The organism is Patulibacter sp. (assembly GCF_030655195.1).
Taxonomy (GTDB): Bacteria; Actinomycetota; Thermoleophilia; order Solirubrobacterales; family Solirubrobacteraceae; genus Patulibacter.
Map to the genome: position 1 here is coordinate 39,812 of NZ_JAURWA010000114.1, position 23,815 is coordinate 63,626.

A 23,815-nucleotide genomic window follows, 5' to 3' on the forward strand; every position below is an offset into this window, starting at 1 on the left:
GTCGATCTCGTATGTGACGCCCGACACGGAATACAGGCAGGGAGACAACCGGCTGTGGGGTGTGGGGCGTAACATCGACGTGGACGTGGCGACCCGAGAACTGAGACGACGCAGGCGGACCTGGATCGGGGAGGCCTGGGACTCCAACGTCGGCAAGAAGCTCGCCGTCGCGCTGACCGGGATCGTCCTCGTCGGCTACGTGGTCCTCCACATGATCGGCAACCTCACGGCCCTGCTCGGGGCGGGGGAGGCCGCCACCGGCGGCGCGCAGATCGACGACTACGGCCACTGGCTCCGGGAGTTCGGCACGCCGCTCCTGCCTGCCGAGACGTTCCTCTGGGCCGTCCGCATCTTCCTGCTGGCCTCGCTCGTCGTCCACGTCGTCGGCGTCTACCAGCTGACGATGCGCAACCGGGCCGCGCGGCCCGCCGGCTTCCCCGCCAAGCGCATCGGCCGGTCGTGGTCCGCCCGCACCATGCGGCTCACCGGGCCGCTGCTGCTCGCGTTCATCGTCTTCCACATCCTCCACTTCACGCTGCTGGCGGTCGACGTCACGCCCTTGGCGCACGGCGAGATCTACTCGAACGTCTACGGCGCGTTCCAGAAGTGGTACTTCGTCGTGCTGTACCTGGCCGCGGTCGCCGCGCTGGGCTACCACCTGCGCCACGGCGTCTGGAGCCTGTTCCAGACCCTGGGCCTCGACACGCCCGCGCGCAACGCCTACCTGCGCCACGGCTCGACGGCGCTGGCCGTCTTCGTCGTCGTCGGCTTCTGGATGGTGCCGATCAGCTTCGCCACCGGCGCGCTCCCCGAGCCCGTCACCGGCCCGAACGCCCCCACGGAGGTCTCCAAGTGACCCTCGACGCACGCATCCCCGAAGGCCCGATCGCCGGCAAGTGGCGGCGGTGGCTGGACGACCACAAGCTGGTCGGGCCGCGCAACCGCCCGAGCCACCGCGTCATCGTCGTGGGCACCGGCCTCGCCGGCGCCAGTGCCGCGGCCAGCCTCGGGGCACAGGGCTTCAAGGTCGACTCCTTCTGCTTCCACGACTCGCCCCGTCGCGCGCACTCCATCGCCGCGCAGGGCGGCATCAACGCCGCGAAGGACTTCGCCAACGAGGGCGACGCCGTCCAGCGGCTGTTCTACGACACGATCAAGGGCGGCGACTTCCGCTCCCGCGAGGCCAACGTCTGGCGTCTCGCGCAGGTGTCGACGAACATCATCGACCAGGCCACCGCGCAGGGCGTGCCGTTCAACCGCGAGTACGGCGGCCAGCTGGCGACGCGCTCCTTCGGCGGCGTGCTCGTCAAGCGCACCTTCTACACGCGCGGACAGACGGGCCAGCAGCTGCTGCTCGGCGCCTACCAGGCGCTGCAGCACCAGGTCGCCGAGGGCAACGTGACGGTCCACAACCGCCACGAGATGCTCGACGTCGTCCTCGTCGACGGCGTCGCCCGCGGCATCATCGCGCGCAACCTGATCACGGGCGCGATCGAGCGGCACGCCGCCGACTGCGTCGTCATCGCCTCGGGCGGCTACTCCAACGCCTTCTACCTGTCGACGAACGCGATGGGCTCCAACGCGACCGCGGCGTGGAAGGCGACGAAGAAGGGCGCCTACTTCGCCAACCCCTGTTACACGCAGATCCACCCGACCTGCATCCCGCAGTCCGGCGAGTACCAGTCGAAGCTGACCCTGATGTCGGAGTCGCTGCGCAACGACGGGCGCATCTGGGTCCCGCGGGACCCCGATGAGCAGCGCGAGCCGCAGGACATCCCCGAGGAGGAGCGGTACTACTTCCTCGAGGAGCGTTACCCCGCGTTCGGCAACCTCGCCCCGCGCGACATCGCCTCGCGCGCGGCGAAGGTCGTCTGCGACGACGGGCTCGGCGTCGGCGGCACCAAGCGCGGCGTGTACCTCGACTTCCGCGACGAGATCGAGCGCCAGGGCCGGGACGCGATCGAGGGCAAGTACCTCAACCTCTTCCAGATGTACGAGCGGATCACGGGCGACTCGCCGTTCGAGAAGCCGATGATGATCTACCCGGCGCCGCACTACACGATGGGCGGGCTCTGGGTCGACTACGAGCTGCAGACCACCGTCCAGGGGCTGTTCGCGATCGGCGAGGCCAACTTCTCCGACCACGGCGCCAACCGCCTCGGCGCCTCGGCGCTCATGCAGGCGCTGGCCGACGGGTACTTCATCGCCCCACACACGGTCATGCACTACCTGGCCACGCAGCGCAAGAAGCCGCTGGACACGGAGCACGAGGCGTTCGTCGAGGCCGAGCAGGGCGTGCGGTCGCAGATCGACCGCCTGATGTCGGCCCAGGGCACCAAGTCGCCCCAGGCGATCCACCGCGAGGTCGGCGCGATCATGCTCGACAAGTGCGGCATGCTCCGCACGCGCGAGGGGCTGCTCGAGGCGATCGAGCAGATCCGCGAGATCCGCGCGCGCTTCTGGGACGAGGTCCGCGTCGACGGCTCCGCCGAGGAGTTCAACCCGACGCTCGAGTACGCCGGCCGTCTGGCCGACTTCATCGAGCTCTCCGAGCTCATGTGCGAGGACGCGCTGCGGCGCGAGGAGTCCTGCGGCGGGCACTTCCGCGGCGAGCACGAGACCGAGGACGGCGAGGCGCTGCGACACGACGACGAGTTCGCCGTCGTCACCGCCTGGCAGTACCCGGAGGACGGGCTGGACGCCGGCGCGTTCGAGCCCCACGACGAACCCCTCGTGTTCAACGAGGTCAAGCTCGCGACGAGGAGCTACAAGTGAACTTCCAGCTCGAGATCTGGCGCCAGGACTCCCGGGACGCCCCGGGACACTTCGAGACCAAGCACGTCGAGGACGTCGACCCCGAGGCCTCGTTCCTCGAGATGCTCGACACCCTCAACGAGGACCTCGTCGCCAAGGGCGGCCGTACCGTCGCGTTCGACAGCGACTGCCGCGAGGGCATCTGCGGCACCTGCGCGCTGACCATCAACGGCATGCCGCACGGGCCCAACCAGGTCACGACGTGCCAGACGTACATGCGCGACTTCGAGGACGGGTCGACGATCACCGTCGAGCCGTTCCGCAACAACGCGTTCCCCGCGGTCCGCGACCTGGCCGTGGACCGCAGCGCCCTGGACCGGATCATCCAGGCCGGCGGCTACGTGTCGGTGACGACGGGCCCCCAGCCGGACCCCAACTCGCAGCCCGTCACGCCGGAGGTCCACCAGACGGTCATGGACGCGGCGATCTGCATCGGCTGCGGCGCCTGCGTGGCCGCGTGCCCCAACGGTGCGGCGATGCTCTTCACCGGCGCCAAGGTGACGCACCTCAACAACCTGCCGCAGGGCCAGCCCGAGCGCGACGAGCGCTCGCGCAACATGGTCCTGCAGATGGACGAGGAGGGCTTCGGCGGCTGCACGAACTACGGCGAGTGCGCCCGCGTCTGCCCGCAGGACATCGGCATCGACGTGATCGGGATGCTCAACCGCGAGTACCGCCGCTCGTCGCGCACGAAGAAGAAGACGCACCCGAAGAAGATGGTCGCCCAGTAGGATCCGCCGTCCCGGGGCGCTCGCCCCGGGATCCGTCGTCCCGGCCGCTCGGCGCCCGGACGCGACCGTTCCCCGGCCGCTCGCCCCCGGGACACGACGGCCCCGGGACGGGACCGTTCAGGCGCGGGCCTCGGCGCCGGGGAGGGCCTCGGCCAGCGCGTCGCGGACGCCCTTGGAGGTCACGAGCCCGAGCATCACGCGCTGCTCGTCGACGACCGGCAGCGCACCGAGGCGCCGCAGCGCCTCGCTCTGCAGCAGGTCGTCGAGCGCGGCGTCCGGCGGGATGCGCGGGACCTCGGACTCCACCAGCTCGGCGACGAGCACCCCGGGACGGCCCGCGTCGAGCTCGGACCGCACGCGATCGGCCTGGACGATGCCGCGGTAGTAGCCGTCGTCGTCGAGGACCGCGGCCCACGGGGCGTCGAACGGCCGGAGCGTCTCGTGCTCGGCGTCCAGGACGGTCGCGCTCTGCGGGAGCCACGGCGGCTGCGTGTCCATGATGTCCGTCGCCGTGACCTCGTGGAGCTGCTCGCTGATCGCGCTCGTCAGGACGGCGGCCTTCGCGGCGCCGGCGATGAACCAGGCGAGGATCAGGTACCAGATGCCGCCGATGCTGTCGCCCTGCATCAGCTCGTAGACGCCGAAGGCGCCCAGCAGGATCGCGAACCCGCGGCCGAGCATCCCGGCGGCGACGGTCGCCTTCTGGCGGTTGCCGGTGATCTTCCAGGCGACCGCACGGGCCAGCCGACCGCCGTCGAGCGGGAACGCCGGGATGATGTTGAAGACGAAGAGCGCCCCGTTGACGAAGGTCAGCCAGCCCACGACGGCCAGGCCGGCGGACACCTCGACGTCGGCGCTCGACGGCACCCAGACCGCGTCGGTCAGCTCGTCGAACGAGCCCATCAGGAGCCCGGCGCCCAGGCCCACGAAGAAGAGCACCAGGGTGACGAGCGGCCCCGCCCCGGCGACGACGAACTCCTCCTTCGGCGAGCGCGAGTCCCGGCTGAGGCGCGCGACCCCGCCGAGGAGCCACAGCTCGATGCCCTGCGTCTCGATGCCGAAGCGGCGCGCGGCGAGCGCGTGGCCGAGCTCGTGGGCCACGAGCGAGACGAAGAAGATCAGCGCGGCGGCCACCGCCAGGGCGTAGGCGACCGTCGGCGACGCGTCCGGGAGGATCACGTCGAAGCGCCCGCCGAGCAGGACGATCATCAGGAGCAGCGCGAAGAACCAGCTCGGGTTGACGCCGATGCGGATGCCGAAGAGCGTCGCGAGCGGCACGGTGCGCGGGGTCGTCATTCGCGGTCCATCGTCGCAGGTCGGCGTCGCGCCCCGGCCGGGCGTCGCGCGGTGGAGGCTGCCCCGCGTGCGCAGTCACTAGCATCGCGCGGACCGGGTGCGCGTCCTCGCCACCCCGTACCGCATCGTCCTCGCAACGCCGCAGGAGAGAACATGACCCAGTCGCCCGTCAACGTCACCGTCACCGGGGCCGCCGGACAGATCGGCTACGCGCTGCTCTTCCGCATCGCCAGCGGCCACCTGCTCGGCCCGGACACGCCGGTCAACCTGCGACTGCTCGAGATCGCCCCGGCGGTCAAGGCGGCCGAGGGCACCGCGATGGAGCTCGACGACTGCGCGTTCCCGCTGCTGAACTCGATCGAGGTCACCGACGACGCGAACAAGGCGTTCGATGGCGCGAACGTCGCGCTGCTGGTCGGCGCGCGCCCGCGTGGCCCCGGCATGGAGCGCGGCGACCTGCTGGAGGCCAACGGCGGCATCTTCAAGCCCCAGGGCGAGGCCATCAACAAGGGCGCGGCGGACGACATCCGCGTCCTCGTCGTCGGCAACCCGGCCAACACCAACGCGCTGATCGCCCAGGCCCACGCGCCGGACGTCCCGGCCGGCCGGTTCACCGCCATGACGCGCCTGGACCACAACCGCGCGATCTCGCAGCTGGCGCAGAAGCTGCAGGTCTCGGTCACCGAGATCAAGAAGCTGACGATCTGGGGCAACCACTCGGCCACGCAGTACCCGGACCTCTTCCACGCCGAGGTCGGCGGCAAGAACGCCGCCGAGACCGTGGGCGACCAGGACTGGCTCGAGAACACCTTCATCCCGACGGTCGCCAAGCGCGGCGCGGCGATCATCGACGCGCGCGGCGCGTCGTCGGCCGCCTCCGCCGCCAACGCCGCGATCGACCACATCCACACGTGGGTCAACGGCACGCCCGAGGGCGACTGGACGTCGATGGCGATCCCGTCGGACGGCTCCTACGGCGTTCCCGAGGGCCTCATCTCGTCCTTCCCGGTCACCTGCTCCGGCGGCGAGTACTCCATCGTCCAGGGCCTCGAGATCGACGACTTCTCGCAGTCCAAGATCGACGCGACGGTCAAGGAGCTCTCCGAGGAGCGCGACACCGTCAAGTCGCTCGGCCTCATCTAGGCCGACCGCCCGGTGCCCACCCGCTGCGCGCGGGTGGGCGGGAACGACGAAGGGCCGGCGCGATCGCCGGCCCTTCGTCGTTCCCGGAGCGGGGGACGGCCCCCTCGGCGTGACCGCTAGGCGGCGTCCTTCGGGTACCAGAGCCGTTCCTTCTTCTCGATCAGGCCCTGCTCCTCGAGGCCGGGGAGGATGCGGTACGCGTAGTTGGGGTGCACACCGATGCGGCGTGCGACCTCGGCGGCACCGAGCCCGGGCTCCTGACGCAGCAGCGCCAGCGCCTGTCGTGAACGCTCGCCGCTGCCGCGCGGCCGGCCGGCGCTGCGGGTGCCGCCGCTCTTCTCGCTCTGGCGGCTGCTGGAGCCGCCGGAGCTGTCGACGCCGTCGAGCGCGTCGAGGGCCCGCCGGAGTCGGTCGTGCTCGGCGATCAACGGTGCGAGCTCGTCCAGGCGGGCCTGGATCTCGTCGCGCTTCTCCGTGAGGAAGTCGGACATGGGGTCCTCGGTGGGTGGGTGTTTCGGCGCGGGGCGTCGGCGGGAGAGCCTCCACCCACGACGCCACGATGGGGTGAGCCTATCCCAAACGCCGGATGTCGACGGGTGGGTCCGGGTGTGGGGTGTGCCGCCTTCCCCGACCGACGGCCACCCGACCGCCACGTGTGGGACGTGCGGCGCGGGCGGTCCTCTGCGACGCCCCCGTTCCCCGCGGACGTGGAACTCGGATTCCCGTGAGTTCCGGCGCGCCATCATCGTTCCGGCCCCCGCGCCACCCAACACTGTTACCCACCGCAGTGGGGAGGATCGCGCGACACGGGTGGGGGTGCGGGTGGGCACGCCGGGTGCGCACACCCCCGCCCCGGCCGGCGCGTCCCGGCGTGCCTCAGCCCGTGACGAGCAGCTCCCGCAGGCGCTCGAGCGACGCGTTGGCCTCCCGGTCCGGCACGCCGCCCATCAGGGCCTTCGACGCGACCCGTCCGAGGAGGCCCATGGGTGGGGTGAAGTCGTTGGTGTAGTGGAAGCGGGTGCCTCCGTCGATCTCCTCCAACCGGTACTCGATGAAGGCGGTGGCGCGTGCAGGGCCCCTGCCCTTCCACGTCGCGAGGGCGGGGGCGTCCACCTCGTCGAGCTCCCAGGTGACGGTCACGGGTGCCCCACGGATGGACATCCGCTGTTCCATCGAGAACCCCTTCCGCGGGGTTCCGTCGTCGGCGGCGACGAGCTCGCGGTGGATCGTCACCCACCGCTCCAGCTGGTGTGGGTCCATCACGAGGTCCCACACCTGCTGCCGGGTGACGGGGATGTCGATCGTGGCCACGACGGCGGTCATGCGATCAGCCTAGTGCGGCGGCCGACGCGGCCCGCCCGCGCCGGGGGCGCGGCCTAGCGGGCGCGGAGCGGCTCCTGCCGCTCCCACTGCAGCAGCGCGTGGTTGACCGCGCGGTCGAATCCGTGGGGACGGACGCCGAGGGTCGTCGCCCACCGGTCGTCGCGGGCGAGCAGGTCGCCCTGGAGGCCGCCCATCAGGGGGAGGATCAGCTCGGCGTCCTCGCCGGCCAGGACGGACGCCACGCGGCCGAAGATCGGGGTCGAGTTGATCGGGACACCGATGCTCGGTCGGCGCACCATCATCAGGTCGCGGATGCGCTCGAGGAGCTCGCCGTAGCTGACGACGTCGGGGCCGGCGACGTCGAGCGAGAGGTGCTCGCCGTCGGCGGCGGGCGTGCCGGCGGACGCCAGCAGGGCCGCGACGACGTCGCGCTCGTCGATGGGCTGCGTGCGGTACCGGCGCCACGGCGGCAGCAGCAGGACCGGCAGGCGCTCGACCAGGTGGACGAGGAACCGGAAGGACCGCGAGCCGGGGCCGATGGCGATCGAGGCGCGCAGCGCGATGGACTCGGGGGTGGCGGCGGCGACGGTGCGCTCGACGACCAGGCGGCTCTGCAGGTGCGACGAGAGCGGCTGGTCCTCGTCGACCATCACGCCGAGGTAGACCGAGCGGCGGACCCCTGCCGCGGCGGCGGCCTCGGCGTAGAGCTCCGCCGACCGGCGCTCGCGCTCCTCGAACGGCACCCCGTCCTCGGAGGCCTCCATCGAGTGGACGAGGTAGTAGGCGACGTCGACCCCGTCGAGCGCCTCGTCCAGCCCCTCGCCCGTCGTCATGTCGCCGCGGACGACCGGGACGTCGTGGCTCACGCGGGCGGGGTCGCGGGCGAACGCACGGACGTCGTGGCCCTCCGCGACGAGGCGGGGGAGGAGCGCCGACCCCGCGAACCCGCTGGCGCCGGTGACGAGGATGCGCATCGGGTCCATCATGGCGGACTACGCGCGCGGCCCGGGTGGCGGACGCGTCCCCCGTGGATCCCGGCGCCCGGTCCGGGCCCGCGGCGTTCGCCGCACCGGCGCCGGCCGCCGGACGAACCGTGCAGGTTCGCCGTCGATCGTGCCGGTCCTGCAACGGGCTGTGAACGAAAAGTGACCAACTAGCGGGAACAAGGGTCGCGCTGCCGGGAGCGGTGTGGTTCTATGGCCCTCGTGCCGCAGGACGCCTGTCCGGCGACACGACCTGCCACTCCCTTCGGCGTCTCCCGGACCGCGACCCGCGGTCCGAGCGCCCCTGTGAACACCCCGTCCGGAGCTCGCCCACGAGCCCCGAGCGCGCTCCTGCCCGCACCGCCGTCAGCACCCGGAACCTCTCTTCGTGACCACCCGTCCAGACGCCCGCACCCGCTCCCGCAGCACCGCCGCAGCCCCCAGCTGCGACGACTGCTTCTTCCGCCGCCACATGCTGTGCGCGCTGGATCGCTCCGAGCCGTGCGCGACGTTCAGGCCGGACCGCGAGCAGGGACTCCACCCGCCCCGGCAGATGTCGTTCGCGTTCCGGCCGGAACGCACCACGGGCACCCCGTTCGCGTTCCCGAGCGCGGCCGAGCAGGCCCGGCGCTACGCCGCCTGACCCCCCGCCGCCCGGCGCGGCCTGCGGACGACGGCACGGGCCCGTGCCGGCGACCCGCGCGGTCCCGGGACCGATCGCCGGTCGCTCTGGTCACGGGCGCGCACGCGTGAGGCATCCTCCCCGGGGACGACCGCGGTCGCGGCGGCCGGTTGGCCAGCCAGCCAGCCCGGTAGTATTCGCGGAGCCACCGCCGGGACGTCCGGCGGCCGCGACGCGGACGACGTGGCCTCATGCCGAGGTCCGGGTGGCAGTCGAGCACGGCGAGCACAGGAGTTCCACATGGGCACCACCGAGGCGCTGGTCTTCGAGGCCATTCGCACCCCCCGCGGCAAGGGCAAGAGCAACGGCTCCCTGCACGGGACCAAGCCGGTCGACCTCGTCGTCGGCCTGATCGACGAGACGCTGGGCCGCAACGCCCAGTTCGATCCCAACACGATCGACGACGTCATCCTCGGCGTCGTCTCGCCCGTCGGCGACCAGGGCGCCGACATCGCCAAGACCGCGGCGCTGAAGGCCGGTCTGCCGAACACGGTCGCCGGCGTCCAGCTCAACCGCTTCTGCGCGTCCGGCCTCGAGGCCGTCAACACCGCCGCCCAGAAGGTCGCCTCCGGCCTCGGCGACGACCTGATCCTCGCCGGCGGCGTCGAGTCGATGTCGCGGGTGCCGATGGGCTCCGACGGCGGCGCCTGGGCGATGGACCCCGAGACGAACTTCGACACGCAGTTCGTGCCCCAGGGCATCGGCGCGGACCTCATCGCCACGGTCGAGGGCTTCTCCCGCGACGACGTCGACGCGTTCGCCGCCCGCTCGCAGGAGCGCGCCGCCGCGGCCGAGGACGCCGGCTACTTCAAGGACTCCGTCGTCGCGGTCCGCGACCTCAACGAGCAGGTCGTCCTCGACCGCGACGAGTTCATCCGTCGTGGCACGACCGCCGAGAGCCTCGGCAAGCTCAAGCCGTCCTTCGCGATGATGGGCGACATGGGCGGCTTCGACGCCGTGGCGCTGCAGAAGTACCACTGGGTCGAGGAGATCAACCACGTCCACCACGCCGGCAACTCGTCCGGCATCGTCGACGGCGCCTCGCTGCTGACGATCGGCAACGCCGCCGCCGGCGAGCGCAACGGCCTCAAGCCGAAGGCCCGCATCCTCGCGACCGCCGTCTCCGGCGCGGACCCGACGATCATGCTGACCGCCCCGGGCCCCGCCTCGCGCAAGGCCCTGGCCAAGGCCGGCCTCAAGGCGTCGGACATGGACCTCATCGAGATCAACGAGGCGTTCGCCGCGGTGGCCCTGCGCCTGATCAAGGACCTGGACATCGATCCGGAGATCACGAACGTCAACGGCGGCTCGATCGCCATGGGTCACCCGCTCGGCGCGACCGGCGGCATGATCCTCGGCACGCTGATCGACGAGCTGCACCGTCGCGGCAAGCGCTACGGCCTGGCGACGCTCTGCGTCGGCGGCGGCATGGGCATCGCGACCGTCGTCGAGGCGATCTGAGCACCGGCTCCGATCCGCCCCTCCGAGAAGGAACGCACCCCATGAGCTTCACGAACACCATCCGCTGGGAGGACGCCGGCGACGGCGTCGTCAACCTCGTCCTGGACGACCCGAACCAGTCGGCCAACACGATGAACGCCGACTACACGGCGTCCATGCTGGCCGCGGTCGAGCGCCTCGAGGCCGAGAAGGACCAGATCTCGGGCGTCGTCATCACCTCCGCGAAGAAGACCTTCTTCGCCGGCGGCGACCTCAACGACCTGCTCAAGGCGACGAAGGCCGACTCGGCCGCGATCGCCGAGAACCTCGACAACGTCAAGGGCGCCCTGCGGCGCCTGGAGAAGCTGGGCAAGCCGGTCGTCGCCGCCATCAACGGCGCCGCGCTCGGCGGCGGTCTCGAGATCGCCCTGGCCACGCACCACCGCGTCGTCGTCGACTCGCCGAAGATCCAGCTCGGCCTGCCCGAGGTCTCCCTCGGCCTGCTCCCGGGCGGCGGCGGCGTCACGCGCGTCATCCGCAAGCTCGGCATCGCCAACGGCCTGATGCAGGTCCTGCTGCAGGGCCAGCGCATGAAGCCCGGCAAGGCCAAGGAGGTCGGCCTGGTCGACGAGCTCGTCGCCGGACCGGATGACCTGCTGCCCGCCGCCAAGGCGTTCATCACGGCCAACCCCGAGGCCGTCCAGCCGTGGGACGTCAAGGGCTACAAGATCCCGGGCGGCACGCCGAGCAACCCGAAGCTGGCGGCCAACCTGCCCGCCTTCCCCTCGAACCTGCGCAAGCAGCTCAAGGGCGCGAACATGCCGGCGCCGAAGAACATCATGGCCGCCGCCGTCGAGGGCGCCCAGGTCGACTTCGACACCGCGATCGCGATCGAGGGCCGGTACTTCGTCGACCTCGTCACCGGCCAGGTGGCGAAGAACATGATCCAGGCGTTCTTCTTCGACCTGCAGACGGTCAACGGCCTGCGCGGTCGCGAGAAGGACCGCACGCCGTGGAAGGCGACGAAGGTCGTCGTGCTGGGCGCGGGCATGATGGGCGCGGGCATCGCGTACCAGTGCGCCAAGTCCGGCATCGAGGTCGTCCTGAAGGACGTCACGCAGGAGGCGGCGGACCGCGGCAGGGGCTACTCCGAGAAGCTCGTCGCCAAGGGCATCGAGCGCGGCAAGGTGACGCAGGAGAAGGGCGACGCCCTCCTCGGCCGCATCACCGCCACGGACGACCCGTCGCTCGCCAAGGACGCCGACCTCGTGATCGAGGCCGTGTTCGAGGATCCGAAGGTCAAGGCGCAGGTCTTCGCCGAGATCGAGCCGTTCCTCAAGCCCGACGCCCTGCTGGGCTCGAACACGTCGACGCTGCCGATCACGGAGCTCGCCGAGGGCGTGTCCCGCCCGGACGACTTCATCGGCGTCCACTTCTTCTCGCCCGTCGACAAGATGCCGCTCGTCGAGCTCATCAAGGGCGACAAGACCTCCGACGAGACCACGTCCCGTGCGCTGGACCTCGTCAAGCAGATCGGCAAGACCCCGATCGTCGTCAACGACTCGCGCGGCTTCTTCACCTCGCGCGTCATCGGCACCTTCATCAACGAGGGCATCGCCCTGCTGAAGGAGGGCGTCCCGGCCCGCACCATCGAGCAGGCCAGCTCGCAGGCGGGCTACCCCGCCCCGGTGCTGCAGCTCTCGGACGAGCTGAACCTGAACCTCATGGCGAAGATCCGCAAGGCGTCCAAGGACGCCGCGGGCGACGCGTGGGTCGACCACCCGGCGTTCGGCGTCATCGACGACATGATCGAGGCCGGTCGCGCGGGCCGCCTGGCCGGCGCCGGCTTCTACGAGTACGAGGACGGTAAGCGCCTCGGTCTCTGGAAGGGCCTGGGCGAGAAGTACGGCGCCAAGGCGATCCCGGGCGACACCGACCCGGCGACGCTGTCGCTCGTGGACTACGAGGAGCGCATGCTCTTCGCCGAGGCCATCGAGACGGTCAAGTGCCTCGACGAGGGCGTCCTCGAGACGGTCTCCGACGCCAACATCGGGTCGATCTTCGGCATCGGCTTCCCGGCCTGGACCGGCGGCGTCCTGCAGTACATCAACGGCTACGTGCCCGCCGGCGCCGACGAGGCCACCGGCGTCGCCGGCTTCGTCGAGCGCGCGAACGAGCTCGCCGCGAAGTACGGCGAGCGGTTCACGCCTCCGGCCTCCCTGGTCGCGAAGGCCGAGGCCGGCGAGACGTACACCGACGAGAGCGTCCTGGCCAAGGCCTAGACGGGCGGCGCTCCGGCGCCGCCACCTCTTCGACGGCCCGCCGAACGGCGGGCCGTCGTCGTTCACACGTGGTGCGCCCGCGCCACGCCGCGTGCGTGCCGTCCCTAGACTGGGCTGATCTTGCTGAGGGCTCAGTCGTGCGCGTGAGGATCCTGGGGAAGTCCCCCGCCTGGCAGGACGTCGACGGCGCGTGCAGCGGGTACCTCGTCGAGGAGGACGGCTACACGCTCCTGCTCGAGTGCGGCAACGGCGTGTTCGGCAAGCTCCGCGCGCACATGGACTACGTCGACCTCGACGCCTGCGTGATCTCGCACTGCCACGCGGACCACACGCTGGACCTCGTGCCCTACAGCTACGCGCTGTCGTTCGCCCCGCGGCAGCAGCCCGTCCCCGTCCCGCCGTGGCCGGGCACCGACACCCCGGCGCGCCCGCGCCTGCACCTGCCGCCCGGCGGCGAGAAGGTCATGCGCACCGTGATGACGGCGTGGGGGATGCCCGCGCTCGTCGAGCAGGCCTTCGCCTCCGCCGAGTACGACCCCGAGGCCACGCTGCACCTGGGGCCGTTCGAGGTCCGCTTCCGCGCGGTCCCGCACTTCGTGCCGGCCTACGCGGTCGAGATCGTCTCGACCGTCACGGGCGGGCGGTTCGTCTACGGGTCCGACTGCGCGCCCAACGAGGACCTCGTCGAGTTCGCCTCGGGCGCGGACCTCTTCTTCGTCGAGGCGACGCTGCCGCGCCCCGAGCGCGCCGGCCCGCGCGGGCACCTCACCGCCGCCGAGGCCGGCGAGGCCGTCCGGCGCGCCGGCGTCGCGCGCGCCGTGCTGACGCACATCTCCGACGAGGAGGACCCGGTCGTCGCGCTGGAGCGCGCGACCGAGACCGCCGGTGGCATCCCCGTCGAGATCGCCGTCGCCGACGCGCTCTACGAGCTCTAGCGGGCGGCGCCGGGCGTCCGTGGACGCTTCGGATCTCTGCACGGGCGACGCTCGGCAGTGCGGGTGCACAGCTCTCCCGTCGCCCGCACCGACCTCCTCGGTCCACGAACACCCGGCATCCACCCGCAGGTCGAGTGGGGGCCGCGGGTAGATTGCCCGCATGCGTTCCCGTGAAGGCGACCTGTTCGCCAACTTCGAGCGGGTCCGTCGCGAGATGGACGAGCTCTTCGGCGGCGTCCTGGACCGCGGCCTGCACGGGCGGACGCACCGCGCCGGGTTCGAGCCGGCGGTCGACGTCTTCTGCGAGACCCCCGAGGGCGGCGAACCACGGGTCGTCGTCCACGCCGAGCTGGCGGGCATCGACCCCGAGAGGGTGGCGCTCGAGATCCGCGGCAAGGAGCTGGTCCTCGCCGGCAGCCGGGCGGCGGGCGAGGCGGAGGGGCGCGCCTACCAGCAGGTCGAGATCGGCACCGGGGCGTTCCGTCGCTCCGTGCCGCTCGGCGTCGAGGTCCACACCGACCGGGCCCGGGCCACGTACCGCGACGGGATCCTCCGCGTGGAGCTGCCCATCCGGACGGACGCCGAGACGACCGACGCCGCGTCGGCCGGGAGCGACTCGTGATCGAGATCGTCTCCGATCCCGGAACGGGACAGGTCGTCGAGATTCAGGGCGACGGCGACTCCGGGGTCCGCGGGCCGCTGCCCGTGCTGCCGCTGCGCGACGTCGTGCCCGTGCCCGACACGATGCTGCCGCTGGCCGTCGGCCAGGAGCGGTCCGTCCGCCTCGTCGACGACGTCCTCGCCGGAGACCGTCGCCTGGTGCTCGTGACGTCCCGCGACGCGGCGGTCGAGGCGCCGGGCCCCGAGGGCATCCACGAGGTCGGCGTCGTCGGCCACATCGTGCGGATGCTGAAGGTCCCCGACGGCACGCTGCGGCTGCTCGTCCAGGGCACCCAGCGCGTCCGCCTCACGCGCTTCACGGAGACCGAGCCCTACCTCGTCGCCGAGATCGAGGAGCTGCCCGACCAGCTGGGCCCGGAGGGCGAGGACGGGCCGTCCGCCGAGATCGTCGCGCTGCACCGCAGCGTCCAGGAGACCTTCTCGAAGATCGTCGAGGCGGTGCCGTACCTGCCCGAGGAGCTGCAGATCGCGGTCGCCAACATCGACGACCCCGTCGCGCTGTCGCAGCTCATCACGGGGTCGCTGCGGATCGGGACCGACGAGAAGCAGGAGCTGCTCGAGCAGGTCGACGTCCAGGCGCGGCTGCGGCGCCTGATGGCGATCCTCGCCCGCGAGCTCGAGGTCATCTCGATCGGGTCCGAGATCCAGTCGCAGGTCCAGTCCGAGCTCGACAAGGGCCAGCGCGAGTACGTGCTGCGCCAGCAGCTCAAGGCGATCCGGGAGGAGCTGGGGGAGGAGGACCCGCTCGAGGCCGAGCTCGCGGAGCTGCGCGAGCAGCTCGACGCGCTGGACCTGCCCGAGGTCGTCGCCACGCAGGCCGACCGCGAGCTGCACCGGCTCGAGTCGATCCCGCAGGCCTCCGCCGAGCACGGCGTCGTGCGCACGTACCTCGAGTGGATCGTCTCGCTCCCGTGGAACGACCGCACCCGCGACGACCTCGACCTGCACCGCGCCCGCCAGATCCTCGACGCCGACCACCACGGTCTGGAGGACATCAAGGACCGGATCCTCGAGTTCCTCGCCGTCCGACAGCTCAAGCCCGACGCCCGGGGGTCGATCCTCTGCCTCGTCGGCCCGCCCGGGGTCGGCAAGACGTCGCTGGGCAAGTCGATCGCCCGGGCGATGGGACGGAAGTTCGAGCGGATCTCCGCCGGCGGCGTCCGCGACGAGGCCGAGATCCGCGGCCACCGGCGCACCTACATCGGCGCGATGCCGGGGACGATCATCCGCGCGATGCGCGACTCGGGGTCCAGCAACCCCCTGCTGATGATCGACGAGATCGACAAGATGGGCTCGATGGGGACCGGGGGCGGGCCGGAGTCGGCGATGCTCGAGGTGCTGGACCCGGAGCAGAACGACACCTTCCGCGACCACTACCTCGACGTGCCGTTCGACCTCTCGCGGGTCATGTTCGTCACGACCGCCAACACGCTGGACACGATCCCGGGGCCGCTGCGGGACCGGATGGAGATCATCCGCCTGGCCGGCTACACGGCCCAGGAGAAGCTCGAGATCGCCAAGCGGTACCTCGTGCCCCGGCAGCTCGAGCGCCACGGCCTCCGGCGCTCGTGGATCACGTTCGGCGACCCCGCGCTGCGGACCCTGATCGAGGACTACACCCGCGAGTCCGGGGTGCGCAACCTCGAGCGCGAGATCGGCCGCGTCGTGCGGAAGATCGCCCGCGAGATCGTCGAGCAGGAGCAGGACGCGACCGACGACGCGCCCCCGGCGAAGCCGAAGCGGGTGACCGTGTCGCAGGCCCGCGTCGAGGAGCTCCTCGGCCGTGGCACGTGGGCCGGGGCCGACGAGGCGCTGCGTCGTCGCACGCGGCGCGCGGGCGTGGCGACGGGCCTCGCCTGGACCCCGGTCGGCGGCGACGTCCTCGTCGTCGAGGCGGCCGCGATGCCGAAGTCCGGGTCGCAGCCGACGCTGACGACCACGGGCCAGCTGGGCGACGTGATGCAGGAGTCCGTCCGCGCGGCCCTGACCTGGGTCCGCGGGAACCTCGCGGCCGTGGCGCCCGACGTCGCGCAGGACTGGTTCTCCCAGCACGACCTCCACGTGCACGTCCCCGCCGGGGCCACGCCGAAGGACGGACCGTCCGCGGGCATCACGATCGCCACCGCCATCGTCTCGCTGCTGACCGGCCGCGAGGTCGCCAAGGCCGTCGCGATGACCGGCGAGATCACGCTGACGGGCGAGGTCCTGCCGATCGGCGGTCTGAAGGAGAAGGCGCTGGCGGCGCAGCGCAACGGCGTGCGCTGCGTGATCGCCCCGCGAGAGAACGAGCGCGACCAGGAGGACATCCCCGAGCCGCTGCGTTCGCGCATCGACTTCGTCTGGGTCGACCGGGTCGAGCAGGTCCTCGAGGCCGCCCTGGGCCGTTTGCCCGGGGGATCCGCCGGGTAGCGCATCTGCAGCAGTCACCGGAATCCGGCGTCGCAGGACGCCGGACCCCGGTGGCCCCGGGCGCGGAGCGGTAGGCTCACGTGCGTTCGGCCTCACCACCCCAAGACGGAGGACCATGGCGTTGAAGACGCAGTCCAAGAAGCAGCGGAAGATCCAGGCGAAGGCCGCCAAGAAGAGCGCGAAGCAGCTCGGCAAGCGGGCCTCGAAGAAGGTCGCCGCGCGTGAGGACGCCGTGCGCAACCTGATCGAGAACCAGGATCTGCACGACGACCTCCGCAACCTGGCGGACGCCGCCAAGACCGCCTACGCGCGCGTCTCGACGAACCCCGGCGCCCTCCTGCAGGACAAGAAGGTCCACAGCGAGGTCCGCGCGGGCACGAGCGCCCTGCTCGACGCCAAGGGTCAGCTGAACGGCAAGAAGGCGAAGAAGAAGAAGGGCGGCTTCGGCGGCATCTTCCTCCTGCTCGTCGGCTCCGGCATCGCCGTCGTCACCGTCCCGGCCCTGCGCACGAAGGCGCTGGACCTGGTCTTCGGTCCCGAGGAGGAGCTCGACTACTCCGTCGGGTCCGCCGCCGGCTCCACGTCGGCCAACGGCAACGGCGCCACGGCCGGCACGACGTCCACGCCGGTCAGCGGCAGCTGAACCTCGCACTCCCGGGTGCGCCGCACGGCGGCGCCCCCGACGTGCGGACCCGACGGTCCGCGTCCCGACGGCCCCGCGAGGGGCCGTCCGTCGTTCCTGACCACGATTCGCTCGGCTGGCCAGCCAGCCAGGTATCCTCGGTCTGTGGCGACGGAGGAGACCAAGCGACAGCTGGCGACGGACAAGGCCCTGCGGATCGTGGACGCCATGCGCTCCAGCGTCGCGCGTCGCGGTGTCGCCGGCTCGACCTTCGACCACGTCGCCCGCGAGGCCGGGGTCTCGCGCGGGCTCCTGCACTACTACTTCGGGTCGAAGGAGCGCCTGCTCGTCGAGGTCGCCAAGCGCGACTCCGAGGTGCGCTTCGCCGCCATGGCCTCCGCGCTGGAGCACGCGACGTCCGCCGGCCAGCTCGTCGACCAGTGGGTCCGCTCGCTGCAGGCGACCGTCAAGCACGAGCCGGAGTACGTCTCGATGCTGCTCGAGCTCTACACGCTCGCGCAGCGCAACCCCGAGATCGCCGACGAGCTGTCGTCGCTGATGCAGGGCATGTCCGACGCGCTGGCGCAGCGCAGTCGCCGGCTCGAGGCCGACGGGGTGATCCGGCTGGCGGCCAGCCCCGAGGTCGTCGCCGACGTCATGCTCGGCTTCGGCTACGGCATGGCGCTCCGGCTCCTAGCCGAGCCCGGCCGGGACATGGACGAGGCGATCGAGATCGCCGCGACCGCGGCGCGCGGGCTCTACCAGGACCTCTGAGCCGCTCGCCGCCCGGGCGGCGGGCTTAGTCGGGGCGCCTGGCGATCCCGAGCGCCATCGGCGAGATCGGCACCGGTGCCCACGAGGGGGCGGCCCGGACATCGCGGTGCTCGACGCGCTCGAACCCGGCCGCGTCGATCGCCGCCACCGTGTCGCGGTGGGTGTGGCAGCCGCCGAACGCGCGGGGCCAGAAGGTCGCGTCGACGGCCCGCTGCACGCCGCCGAGCCAGCCGTCGGTCGCGACGTGCTCGTAGTAGCGCAGCTCACCCCCGGGGCGCAGGGCACGGCGCGCCGCGGCCAGGGAGCCGGGCACGTCGGCGACCGAGCAGAGGACGAGGGCGCAGACGACCGCGTCGAACGGTCCGGCCGCGTCGGCGGGCAGCTCCTCGAACGTGCCGTCGACGACGCGGATGCGGGTGCCCGGGTGGACGGCCTCGTGCGCGGTCGCGGCGCGCTCCGCCTCGTCGCGCAGCGCGCGGTCGGGCTCGACGGCGACGACCTCCTCGACGCTCTCGGGGTAGTGCGCGAAGTTCGAGCCGGTGCCGGCGCCGACCTCGAGCACCCGCCCGTGTAGGCCGGCCAGCAGGTCGCCGCGGGCCCGGACGACCTTGGCGGGCTCGTGGCGCATCGCCCAGGACCAGACGCGCGAGAACACCGGATGATCGACCGTCTGCATGGGGCGCACCGTACCGCGGTGCCGCGGTGCCGGGCCGGCGTCAGTCCTGCGGCTTGGGCGAGACCCAGTCCTGGGCCAGGCGGCCGGCGAACAGCGCGACGAGCTCGTCGATCGGCACGCGCGTCTGCTCGAGCGAGTCGCGGTCGCGGACGGTGACCGTGCGGTCCTCGAGCGTCTGGTGGTCGACCGTGACGCACCACGGCGTGCCGATCTCGTCCTGGCGGCGGTACCGCTTGCCGATGGCCCCGGACTCGTCGTACTCCGTCTGGCCGACGCGGCGCAGGGTGTCGCGGATCTCCTTGGCCAGCTCCGGCTGACCGTCCTTCTTCACCAGCGGGAAGACGGCGACCTTGATAGGCGCCAGCCGCGGGTGCAGGCGCAGGACGGTGCGGACGTCGCCCTCGACCTCCTCCTCGTCGTAGGCGTCGACGAGGAACGCGAGCGTGGCGCGGCCGACGCCGGCGGCCGGCTCGATGACGTGCGGGACGTAGCGCTCCTTCGTGGCCTCGTCGTAGACCTCGATCTTCGTCTTCGCCCCCTTGGAGTGCTGCGTCAGGTCGAAGTCGCCGCGGTCCGCGACGCCCTCGAGCTCGGACCAGCCGATCGGGAAGAGGTACTCCACGTCGGCGGTGCGCGAGCTGTAGTGCGACAGCTCGTCCTCGTCGTGCGGCCGCAGGCGCAGGTGGTCGGCGCGGACGCCGAGCTTCGTGTACCAGTCGAAGCGCTGCTGCTTCCAGTGCTCGTACCACTCGGTCGACTCGCTCGGCGGGACGAAGAACTCCATCTCCATCTGCTCGAACTCGAGCGTGCGGAAGATGAAGTTGCCCGGCGTGATCTCGTTGCGGAACGACTTGCCGATCTGGGCGATGCCGAACGGCGGCTTCTTGCGCGAGATCGCCAGGACCTGCTTGAAGTCGACGAAGATGCCCTGGGCGGTCTCGGGCCGCAGGTAGACCGTCGACGCGGACTCCTCGACCGTGCCGATCTGCGTCTTGAACATCAGGTTGAACTCGCGCGGCTCGGAGAGCTCGCCGCCGCAGTTCGGGCAGACGACCAGGGCCGGGTCCTCGCCGGCCTCGACCGCGGCCTCCTGCAGGTGGTCCAGGCGGAAGCGCTTCTTGCACCTGCCCAGGCACTGGACGAGCGGGTCGGAGAAGCCGTCGAGGTGCCCCGAGCTCTGCCACACCTTCGGGTGCTGGATGATCGCGGAGTCCAGGGCGACGACGTCGTCGCGGTCCTGGAGCATCGCCTTCCACCACTCGGCCTTGACGTTCTGCAGGAGCAGCACGCCGTAGTGGCCGTAGTCGTAGGTGTTCGCGATGCCGCCGTAGATCTCCGAGGCGGGGAAGACGAAGCCGCGCCGCTTGCAGAGGGCGACGATCTTGTCCATGGTGACGACGTCGGAGGCCATGGCGAGAGGGTACGGGCTCGCCCTCCGGGGCCGTGGTCCGGGCTCGGGCCCCGTCGCGGCGGAGCGCCGATGCGGGCGAGGTGGACGAGCGCCGGGCGCGGCCGCCGCTCCTCGTCCGCGGACGGACGTCGCAGCCCCGGTCCCTCCGGTCCGACCGTCGGTAGGATCTCGCCATGCCGCGCCGCCGCTCGACCCAGGCCCCACCCCCGAAGCTCGAGCTGCGGGGCCGGATGGAGCGCCAGTCGCTGCGTCTCCTCGGGGCGACGGGCGGGCCGAACCGGCGGGTGCGGCTGCGACGCCCGATCCGGCGCGACGGGCAGACGCTCGACGCCGCGACCCAGGCGATGCTCGCGCTGCGCGACCGCCTCGGCTACCCGGCGTGGCACGACCAGGCGGTGCCGCAGGCCCGCGCCACCATGCGCCACGAGGCCCTCGTCGCCGCGGGGCGCCCGATCGCCGTCGCGGCGGCCGACGACCTGCAGGTGGACGGGGCGACGGGCCCGCTCCCCGCGCGCCTCTACCGCCCCGGAGGCGCACGCAACCCCGCGCTGACCTGGCAGCCGGCCGCCGACCGCCTGCCGCTCCTCCTCTTCTTCCACGGCGGTGGCTTCGTCCTGGGCGACCGCGACTCCCACGACGCCGTCTGCCGGGTGCTCTGCGCCGCGGCGGGGATCCTCGTCCTGTCGGTGGAGTACCGCCTGGCCCCCGAGCACCCCTGGCCGGCGGCGCCCGACGACGGCCTGGCGGCCTGGTGGTGGACCGTCGACCACGCGGCGGAGCTCGGCGCGGACCCCGAGCGCCTCGCGATCGGCGGCGACAGCGCCGGAGGCAACCTGAGCGCGGTCGTGGCCCAGGAGGCCGTCCGCGGCCGCGGACGCGAGGACGACGTCCCGCCGGCGGCGCAGCTCCTGCTCTACCCCGCCGTCGACTTCACCCGCCGGTACCGCTCCCGCGACCTCTTCTCGCGCGGCTTCTACCTCGAGGACGCCTCGATGGACTGGTGCGAGCACCTGTACCTCGGGGTCGAGGGCGAGCCGGGCGCCGCGGACCGGGAGGACCCGCGGGTCTCGCCGCTGCTCGGCGAGCTCGGGGGCCTGCCGCCCGCGCTGGTGGTGACGGCCGGGTTCGACCCGCTGCGCGACCAGGGCGAGGCGTACGCCGCGGCGCTGGTCGAGGCCGGCACGCCCGCCGTCTGCCGGCGCATGCCGGACCTGATCCACGGGTTCGCCAACACCCCGGGGGTCGGTCGTCGCTCGCGCGAGGCGATGCTCGAGGTCGCCTCGCTCCTGCGCGGCATGCTCGAGATCCAGCCGGCCGTGCACGCCCACGGGGCGACCGCGGGGGCCGCCGCGTCGGCCTCCCCGACGTAGGCGGCCGCGGTCCCGGCCGGCGGCCGGGACCGTGCCGGCCCGGCAGCCGGTCGCGGGCCCTTGGCACTCTCCCCGGATGAGTGCCAAGGAGCGCGAGTCCGGGTGCCGCCCGGCCTATACTCCGAGACCCATGCCCATCTACGAGTACCGCCGCCCCGACGGGACGACCTTCGACGTCCTGCAGAAGTTCTCCGACGACGCCCTCACGCACGACCCCGACACCGGCGTGCCGGTCCAGAAGGTCCTGAGCGCGCCGGCGATCCACTTCAAGGGCGCGGGCTTCCACAACACCGACTACGGCACGAAGAAGCGCCCGGTCGGCGGTGGCGGCGACTCGTCCTCCTCGTCGTCCGGCGAGGGCTCGGGCTCCTCGGACAGCTCGTCCTCGTCCTCGGACTCCGGTTCCTCCTCGTCCGACGCGTCGTCCTCGTCCTCGTCGTCGGACAGCTCGTCGACGTCGTCCTCGTCGTCCTCCTCCTCGTCGACGTCGTCCGGATCGTCGTCCGGCGGCGGCGCCTCGTCGGGGTCGTCGTCCTCGTCCGACTGAGGCCCCGATGCCGACCTACGTGTACCGCCGTCCCGACGGGACCACGTTCGAGACCGTCCAGCGGATCTCGGACGACGCCCTGACGCACGACCCCGACACCGGCGTCCCGGTCCAGCGGGTCCTCTTCGCCCCGGCCGTGCACTACAAGGGCAGCGGCTTCTACGCCAACGACTACGGCACGAGCAAGGGCAACAAGCAGCTCGAGCAGGCCGCCAGCGACGGGGCCGACGCGCACGACGACAAGTTCCGCAAGCAGCGCGCCGAGCGGCAGAAGGCGGAGGCCGCCGAGCCGGCGCCGAAGCCCGCGCCGCCCAAGGCGCCCTGAGGGCCCGGGAGCACCGCGGGCCGCGCGGCCCGGGCCCGCCCGGGGCCTCGGCCGACGCTGCGGCCCGCTCGCTCCCCGGACTCGACTACTTCTCGTAGCGGCGGCGGGCCCGCTCGACGGCCTCGGGCGACACGCTCAGCGCCTGGCCACCACCGGGGATGCTCTCCACGCCCGTCGGCTTGAGGACGTGGCTGCCGCCGCTGCCCGGGAGGAACTGACCGATCGCGACGCCGAGCAGCGTGAAGCCGGACATGTCGGTCTTGACGGCCTGCGGTGCCTTCCACGCGATCAACGGCAGGCGCATGAAGCCCGCGGGGGAGAGGATCCGCCGCTTCATCGCCCCGATGACCTCCTGCTGCCGACCGGCGCGGTCGACGTCGTCCTGGCCGGGGTCGCAGCGGTTCTTGCGGACCCGCGCCAGCGCCAGGGCGGCCGAGCCCCGCAGCTTGTACTTCTCGCCCTTCTTCAGCCGGAACGACGTGCCGCCGAGCTTCTTGTCGTAGCCGATGGTCACGCCAGCACGAGGCCGGTTCGCGCCGCCGCTGACGTCCGCGGTCAGGCACGTCTTCGGCGTGTAGTTGACCCCGCCCATCGCGTCGATCAGCCCCGGGAAGTTCTCGAAGTCGATGGTGGCGACGTGGTTGACGTCGATCCCGGTCAGGTTCTCGACCGACCCGACCGACCCGCGGATCCCGTCGAAGGCGTACGCGGCGTTGATCTTCTGGCGGCCGTGGCCGGGCACGTCGACGGCGGTGTCCCGCGGGATCGACAGCTTCGCGTTCGCGAAGCCGCCGGTCCGCATCAGCAGCATCGTGTCGGTCCGGGCGCTGCCGCCCTCCGAGCCGGGCTCCTTCGATCCGGGCGGCCGGTCGTCGGTGCCGAGGATCAGGACGTTCGTCGGCGTGAACGGGGGCGCACCGCCGCCGAGCAGCGCGCCGACGTTGCCGCCCTGCTGGTGCACCGTCGCCGAGACCACGAACAGCACGATCGACAGGACGACCCAGGCGGCCACGGCGGTCACCGCCCAACGGAGGACCCGTCGCGGCGTGCTGCGACGGACACCGCGCCGGGGGCGGCCGAACCGCCGCCGACGCGGGGCCTGCTGGTCGTCGCCCTCGTCGCGGCCGCGCCTGCGGGCCTCGTAGACCGTGTAGCCGGGCCCGTCGGCGTCGTGCTCGGAGGCACGCGGCCGTGCGGGGGCGTCGTCGGGCTCCCGGCTCTCCGCCGGGCGCGGGGACGGTCGACCGCCCCCGCCCCGCGGGGCCTTGGGCGCGCGTCCGCCACCGCGGCCGCCGTAGACCGTGTACGGCTGGTCGTCCTGCTCCGGGCGACCGCCGCCGGCGTCGTCTTGGGGTCCCTGCATCAGGGGGT

The 23,815-nt window shown here is 72.3% G+C and carries 22 protein-coding genes; 15 read left to right on the top strand and 7 right to left on the bottom strand.

All coding sequences use genetic code 11. From position 1 onward, the window contains the following. Nucleotides 1–85: 85 nt before the first annotated feature. The 3 genes from Q7T67_RS12365 to Q7T67_RS12375 are packed head-to-tail and all read left to right on the top strand — an operon-like array spanning nucleotide 86 to nucleotide 3,545. Nucleotides 86–856, top strand: coding sequence for a succinate dehydrogenase cytochrome b subunit (locus Q7T67_RS12365; protein ID WP_304789725.1), 771 nt, complete (start codon nucleotides 86–88; stop codon nucleotides 854–856). Further along, nucleotides 853–2,775: a fumarate reductase/succinate dehydrogenase flavoprotein subunit gene (locus tag Q7T67_RS12370; protein WP_304789728.1), complete on the top strand. Its 1,923-nt coding sequence runs from the start codon at nucleotides 853–855 to the stop codon at nucleotides 2,773–2,775. The genes Q7T67_RS12365 and Q7T67_RS12370 overlap by 4 nt, the downstream gene beginning before the upstream one ends. Then, on the top strand, nucleotides 2,772–3,545 hold the full coding sequence (locus Q7T67_RS12375) for a succinate dehydrogenase/fumarate reductase iron-sulfur subunit (RefSeq protein ID WP_304789731.1): 774 nt from the start codon (nucleotides 2,772–2,774) through the stop codon (nucleotides 3,543–3,545). Before Q7T67_RS12370 ends, Q7T67_RS12375 begins: the two co-directional genes overlap by 4 nt. A 117-nt stretch (nucleotides 3,546–3,662) precedes the next feature. Here Q7T67_RS12375 and Q7T67_RS12380 read toward each other — a convergent pair whose 3' ends face one another. Then, entirely contained in the window at nucleotides 3,663–4,841 is a 1,179-nt protein-coding gene (locus tag Q7T67_RS12380; RefSeq protein ID WP_304789734.1) for a site-2 protease family protein, read from the bottom strand. Between the two features lie 153 nt (nucleotides 4,842–4,994). On the opposite strand from Q7T67_RS12380, the gene Q7T67_RS12385 reads away from it, so the two are divergent. Beyond that, nucleotides 4,995–5,984: a malate dehydrogenase gene (locus Q7T67_RS12385; protein ID WP_304789737.1), complete on the top strand. Its 990-nt coding sequence runs from the start codon at nucleotides 4,995–4,997 to the stop codon at nucleotides 5,982–5,984. Nucleotides 5,985–6,100: 116 nt separating this feature from the next. Here Q7T67_RS12385 and Q7T67_RS12390 read toward each other — a convergent pair whose 3' ends face one another. From Q7T67_RS12390 to Q7T67_RS12400, 3 genes are all read right to left on the bottom strand, one after another. Further along, nucleotides 6,101–6,475, bottom strand: coding sequence for a helix-turn-helix domain-containing protein (locus tag Q7T67_RS12390; protein ID WP_304789740.1), 375 nt, complete (start codon nucleotides 6,473–6,475; stop codon nucleotides 6,101–6,103). Nucleotides 6,476–6,860: 385 nt separating this feature from the next. Beyond that, complete coding sequence (locus Q7T67_RS12395) at nucleotides 6,861–7,307, bottom strand: SRPBCC family protein (protein ID WP_304789743.1); 447 nt, start codon at nucleotides 7,305–7,307, stop codon at nucleotides 6,861–6,863. Between the two features lie 53 nt (nucleotides 7,308–7,360). Continuing rightward, complete coding sequence (locus Q7T67_RS12400) at nucleotides 7,361–8,281, bottom strand: NAD(P)H-binding protein (protein ID WP_304789746.1); 921 nt, start codon at nucleotides 8,279–8,281, stop codon at nucleotides 7,361–7,363. A 397-nt stretch (nucleotides 8,282–8,678) separates the two neighbouring features. Here Q7T67_RS12400 and Q7T67_RS12405 point away from each other — a divergent pair, with 397 nt between their 5' ends. The 8 genes from Q7T67_RS12405 to Q7T67_RS12440 all read left to right on the top strand — a co-directional run bounded on the left by Q7T67_RS12405 (nucleotide 8,679) and on the right by Q7T67_RS12440 (nucleotide 18,115). Continuing rightward, on the top strand, nucleotides 8,679–8,933 hold the full coding sequence (locus tag Q7T67_RS12405; RefSeq protein WP_304789749.1) for a hypothetical protein: 255 nt from the start codon (nucleotides 8,679–8,681) through the stop codon (nucleotides 8,931–8,933). A 279-nt stretch (nucleotides 8,934–9,212) separates the two neighbouring features. Next, entirely contained in the window at nucleotides 9,213–10,433 is a 1,221-nt protein-coding gene (locus Q7T67_RS12410; protein WP_304789753.1) for an acetyl-CoA C-acetyltransferase, read from the top strand. Nucleotides 10,434–10,474: 41 nt separating this feature from the next. Then, nucleotides 10,475–12,694, top strand: a complete 2,220-nt coding sequence (locus Q7T67_RS12415; protein ID WP_304789756.1) for a 3-hydroxyacyl-CoA dehydrogenase NAD-binding domain-containing protein — start codon at nucleotides 10,475–10,477, stop codon at nucleotides 12,692–12,694. Nucleotides 12,695–12,831: 137 nt separating this feature from the next. Next, on the top strand, nucleotides 12,832–13,629 hold the full coding sequence (locus Q7T67_RS12420) for an MBL fold metallo-hydrolase (RefSeq protein ID WP_304789759.1): 798 nt from the start codon (nucleotides 12,832–12,834) through the stop codon (nucleotides 13,627–13,629). 160 nt (nucleotides 13,630–13,789) lie between these two features. Then, nucleotides 13,790–14,251: an Hsp20/alpha crystallin family protein gene (locus Q7T67_RS12425; RefSeq protein ID WP_304789763.1), complete on the top strand. Its 462-nt coding sequence runs from the start codon at nucleotides 13,790–13,792 to the stop codon at nucleotides 14,249–14,251. Beyond that, nucleotides 14,248–16,719: an endopeptidase La gene (lon, locus tag Q7T67_RS12430; RefSeq protein WP_304789766.1), complete on the top strand. Its 2,472-nt coding sequence runs from the start codon at nucleotides 14,248–14,250 to the stop codon at nucleotides 16,717–16,719. Before Q7T67_RS12425 ends, lon begins: the two co-directional genes overlap by 4 nt. Before the next feature lie 115 nt (nucleotides 16,720–16,834). Continuing rightward, nucleotides 16,835–17,362, top strand: a complete 528-nt coding sequence (locus Q7T67_RS12435; protein WP_304789769.1) for a hypothetical protein — start codon at nucleotides 16,835–16,837, stop codon at nucleotides 17,360–17,362. A 144-nt stretch (nucleotides 17,363–17,506) separates the two neighbouring features. Continuing rightward, nucleotides 17,507–18,115 carry a TetR/AcrR family transcriptional regulator gene (locus tag Q7T67_RS12440; RefSeq protein WP_304789772.1) on the top strand — a complete coding sequence of 203 codons (609 nt, stop codon included), beginning with the start codon at nucleotides 17,507–17,509 and terminating at the stop codon, nucleotides 18,113–18,115. Nucleotides 18,116–18,140: 25 nt separating this feature from the next. On the opposite strand, the gene Q7T67_RS12445 is transcribed toward Q7T67_RS12440, so the two are convergent. After that, nucleotides 18,141–18,791, bottom strand: coding sequence for a class I SAM-dependent methyltransferase (locus Q7T67_RS12445; RefSeq protein WP_304789774.1), 651 nt, complete (start codon nucleotides 18,789–18,791; stop codon nucleotides 18,141–18,143). A 40-nt stretch (nucleotides 18,792–18,831) separates the two neighbouring features. Beyond that, nucleotides 18,832–20,202, bottom strand: a complete 1,371-nt coding sequence (locus Q7T67_RS12450; RefSeq protein ID WP_304789777.1) for a glycine--tRNA ligase — start codon at nucleotides 20,200–20,202, stop codon at nucleotides 18,832–18,834. Between the two features lie 173 nt (nucleotides 20,203–20,375). Between Q7T67_RS12450 and Q7T67_RS12455 the strand changes: the two genes are divergently transcribed. From Q7T67_RS12455 to Q7T67_RS12465, 3 genes are all read left to right on the top strand, one after another. Beyond that, nucleotides 20,376–21,572 (top strand): alpha/beta hydrolase, encoded by a 1,197-nt coding sequence (locus Q7T67_RS12455; RefSeq protein ID WP_304789780.1) that lies wholly within the window; start codon nucleotides 20,376–20,378, stop codon nucleotides 21,570–21,572. A 130-nt stretch (nucleotides 21,573–21,702) separates the two neighbouring features. Then, a complete protein-coding gene (locus tag Q7T67_RS12460; protein WP_304789783.1) occupies nucleotides 21,703–22,119 on the top strand; it encodes an FmdB family zinc ribbon protein in 417 nt (138 codons plus the stop codon). Nucleotides 22,120–22,126: 7 nt separating this feature from the next. Beyond that, nucleotides 22,127–22,444 carry a hypothetical protein gene (locus Q7T67_RS12465; RefSeq protein ID WP_304789785.1) on the top strand — a complete coding sequence of 106 codons (318 nt, stop codon included), beginning with the start codon at nucleotides 22,127–22,129 and terminating at the stop codon, nucleotides 22,442–22,444. Nucleotides 22,445–22,529: 85 nt separating this feature from the next. On the opposite strand, the gene Q7T67_RS12470 is transcribed toward Q7T67_RS12465, so the two are convergent. After that, nucleotides 22,530–23,807, bottom strand: coding sequence for an LCP family protein (locus Q7T67_RS12470; RefSeq protein WP_304789788.1), 1,278 nt, complete (start codon nucleotides 23,805–23,807; stop codon nucleotides 22,530–22,532). Nucleotides 23,808–23,815: the final 8 nt, after the last annotated feature.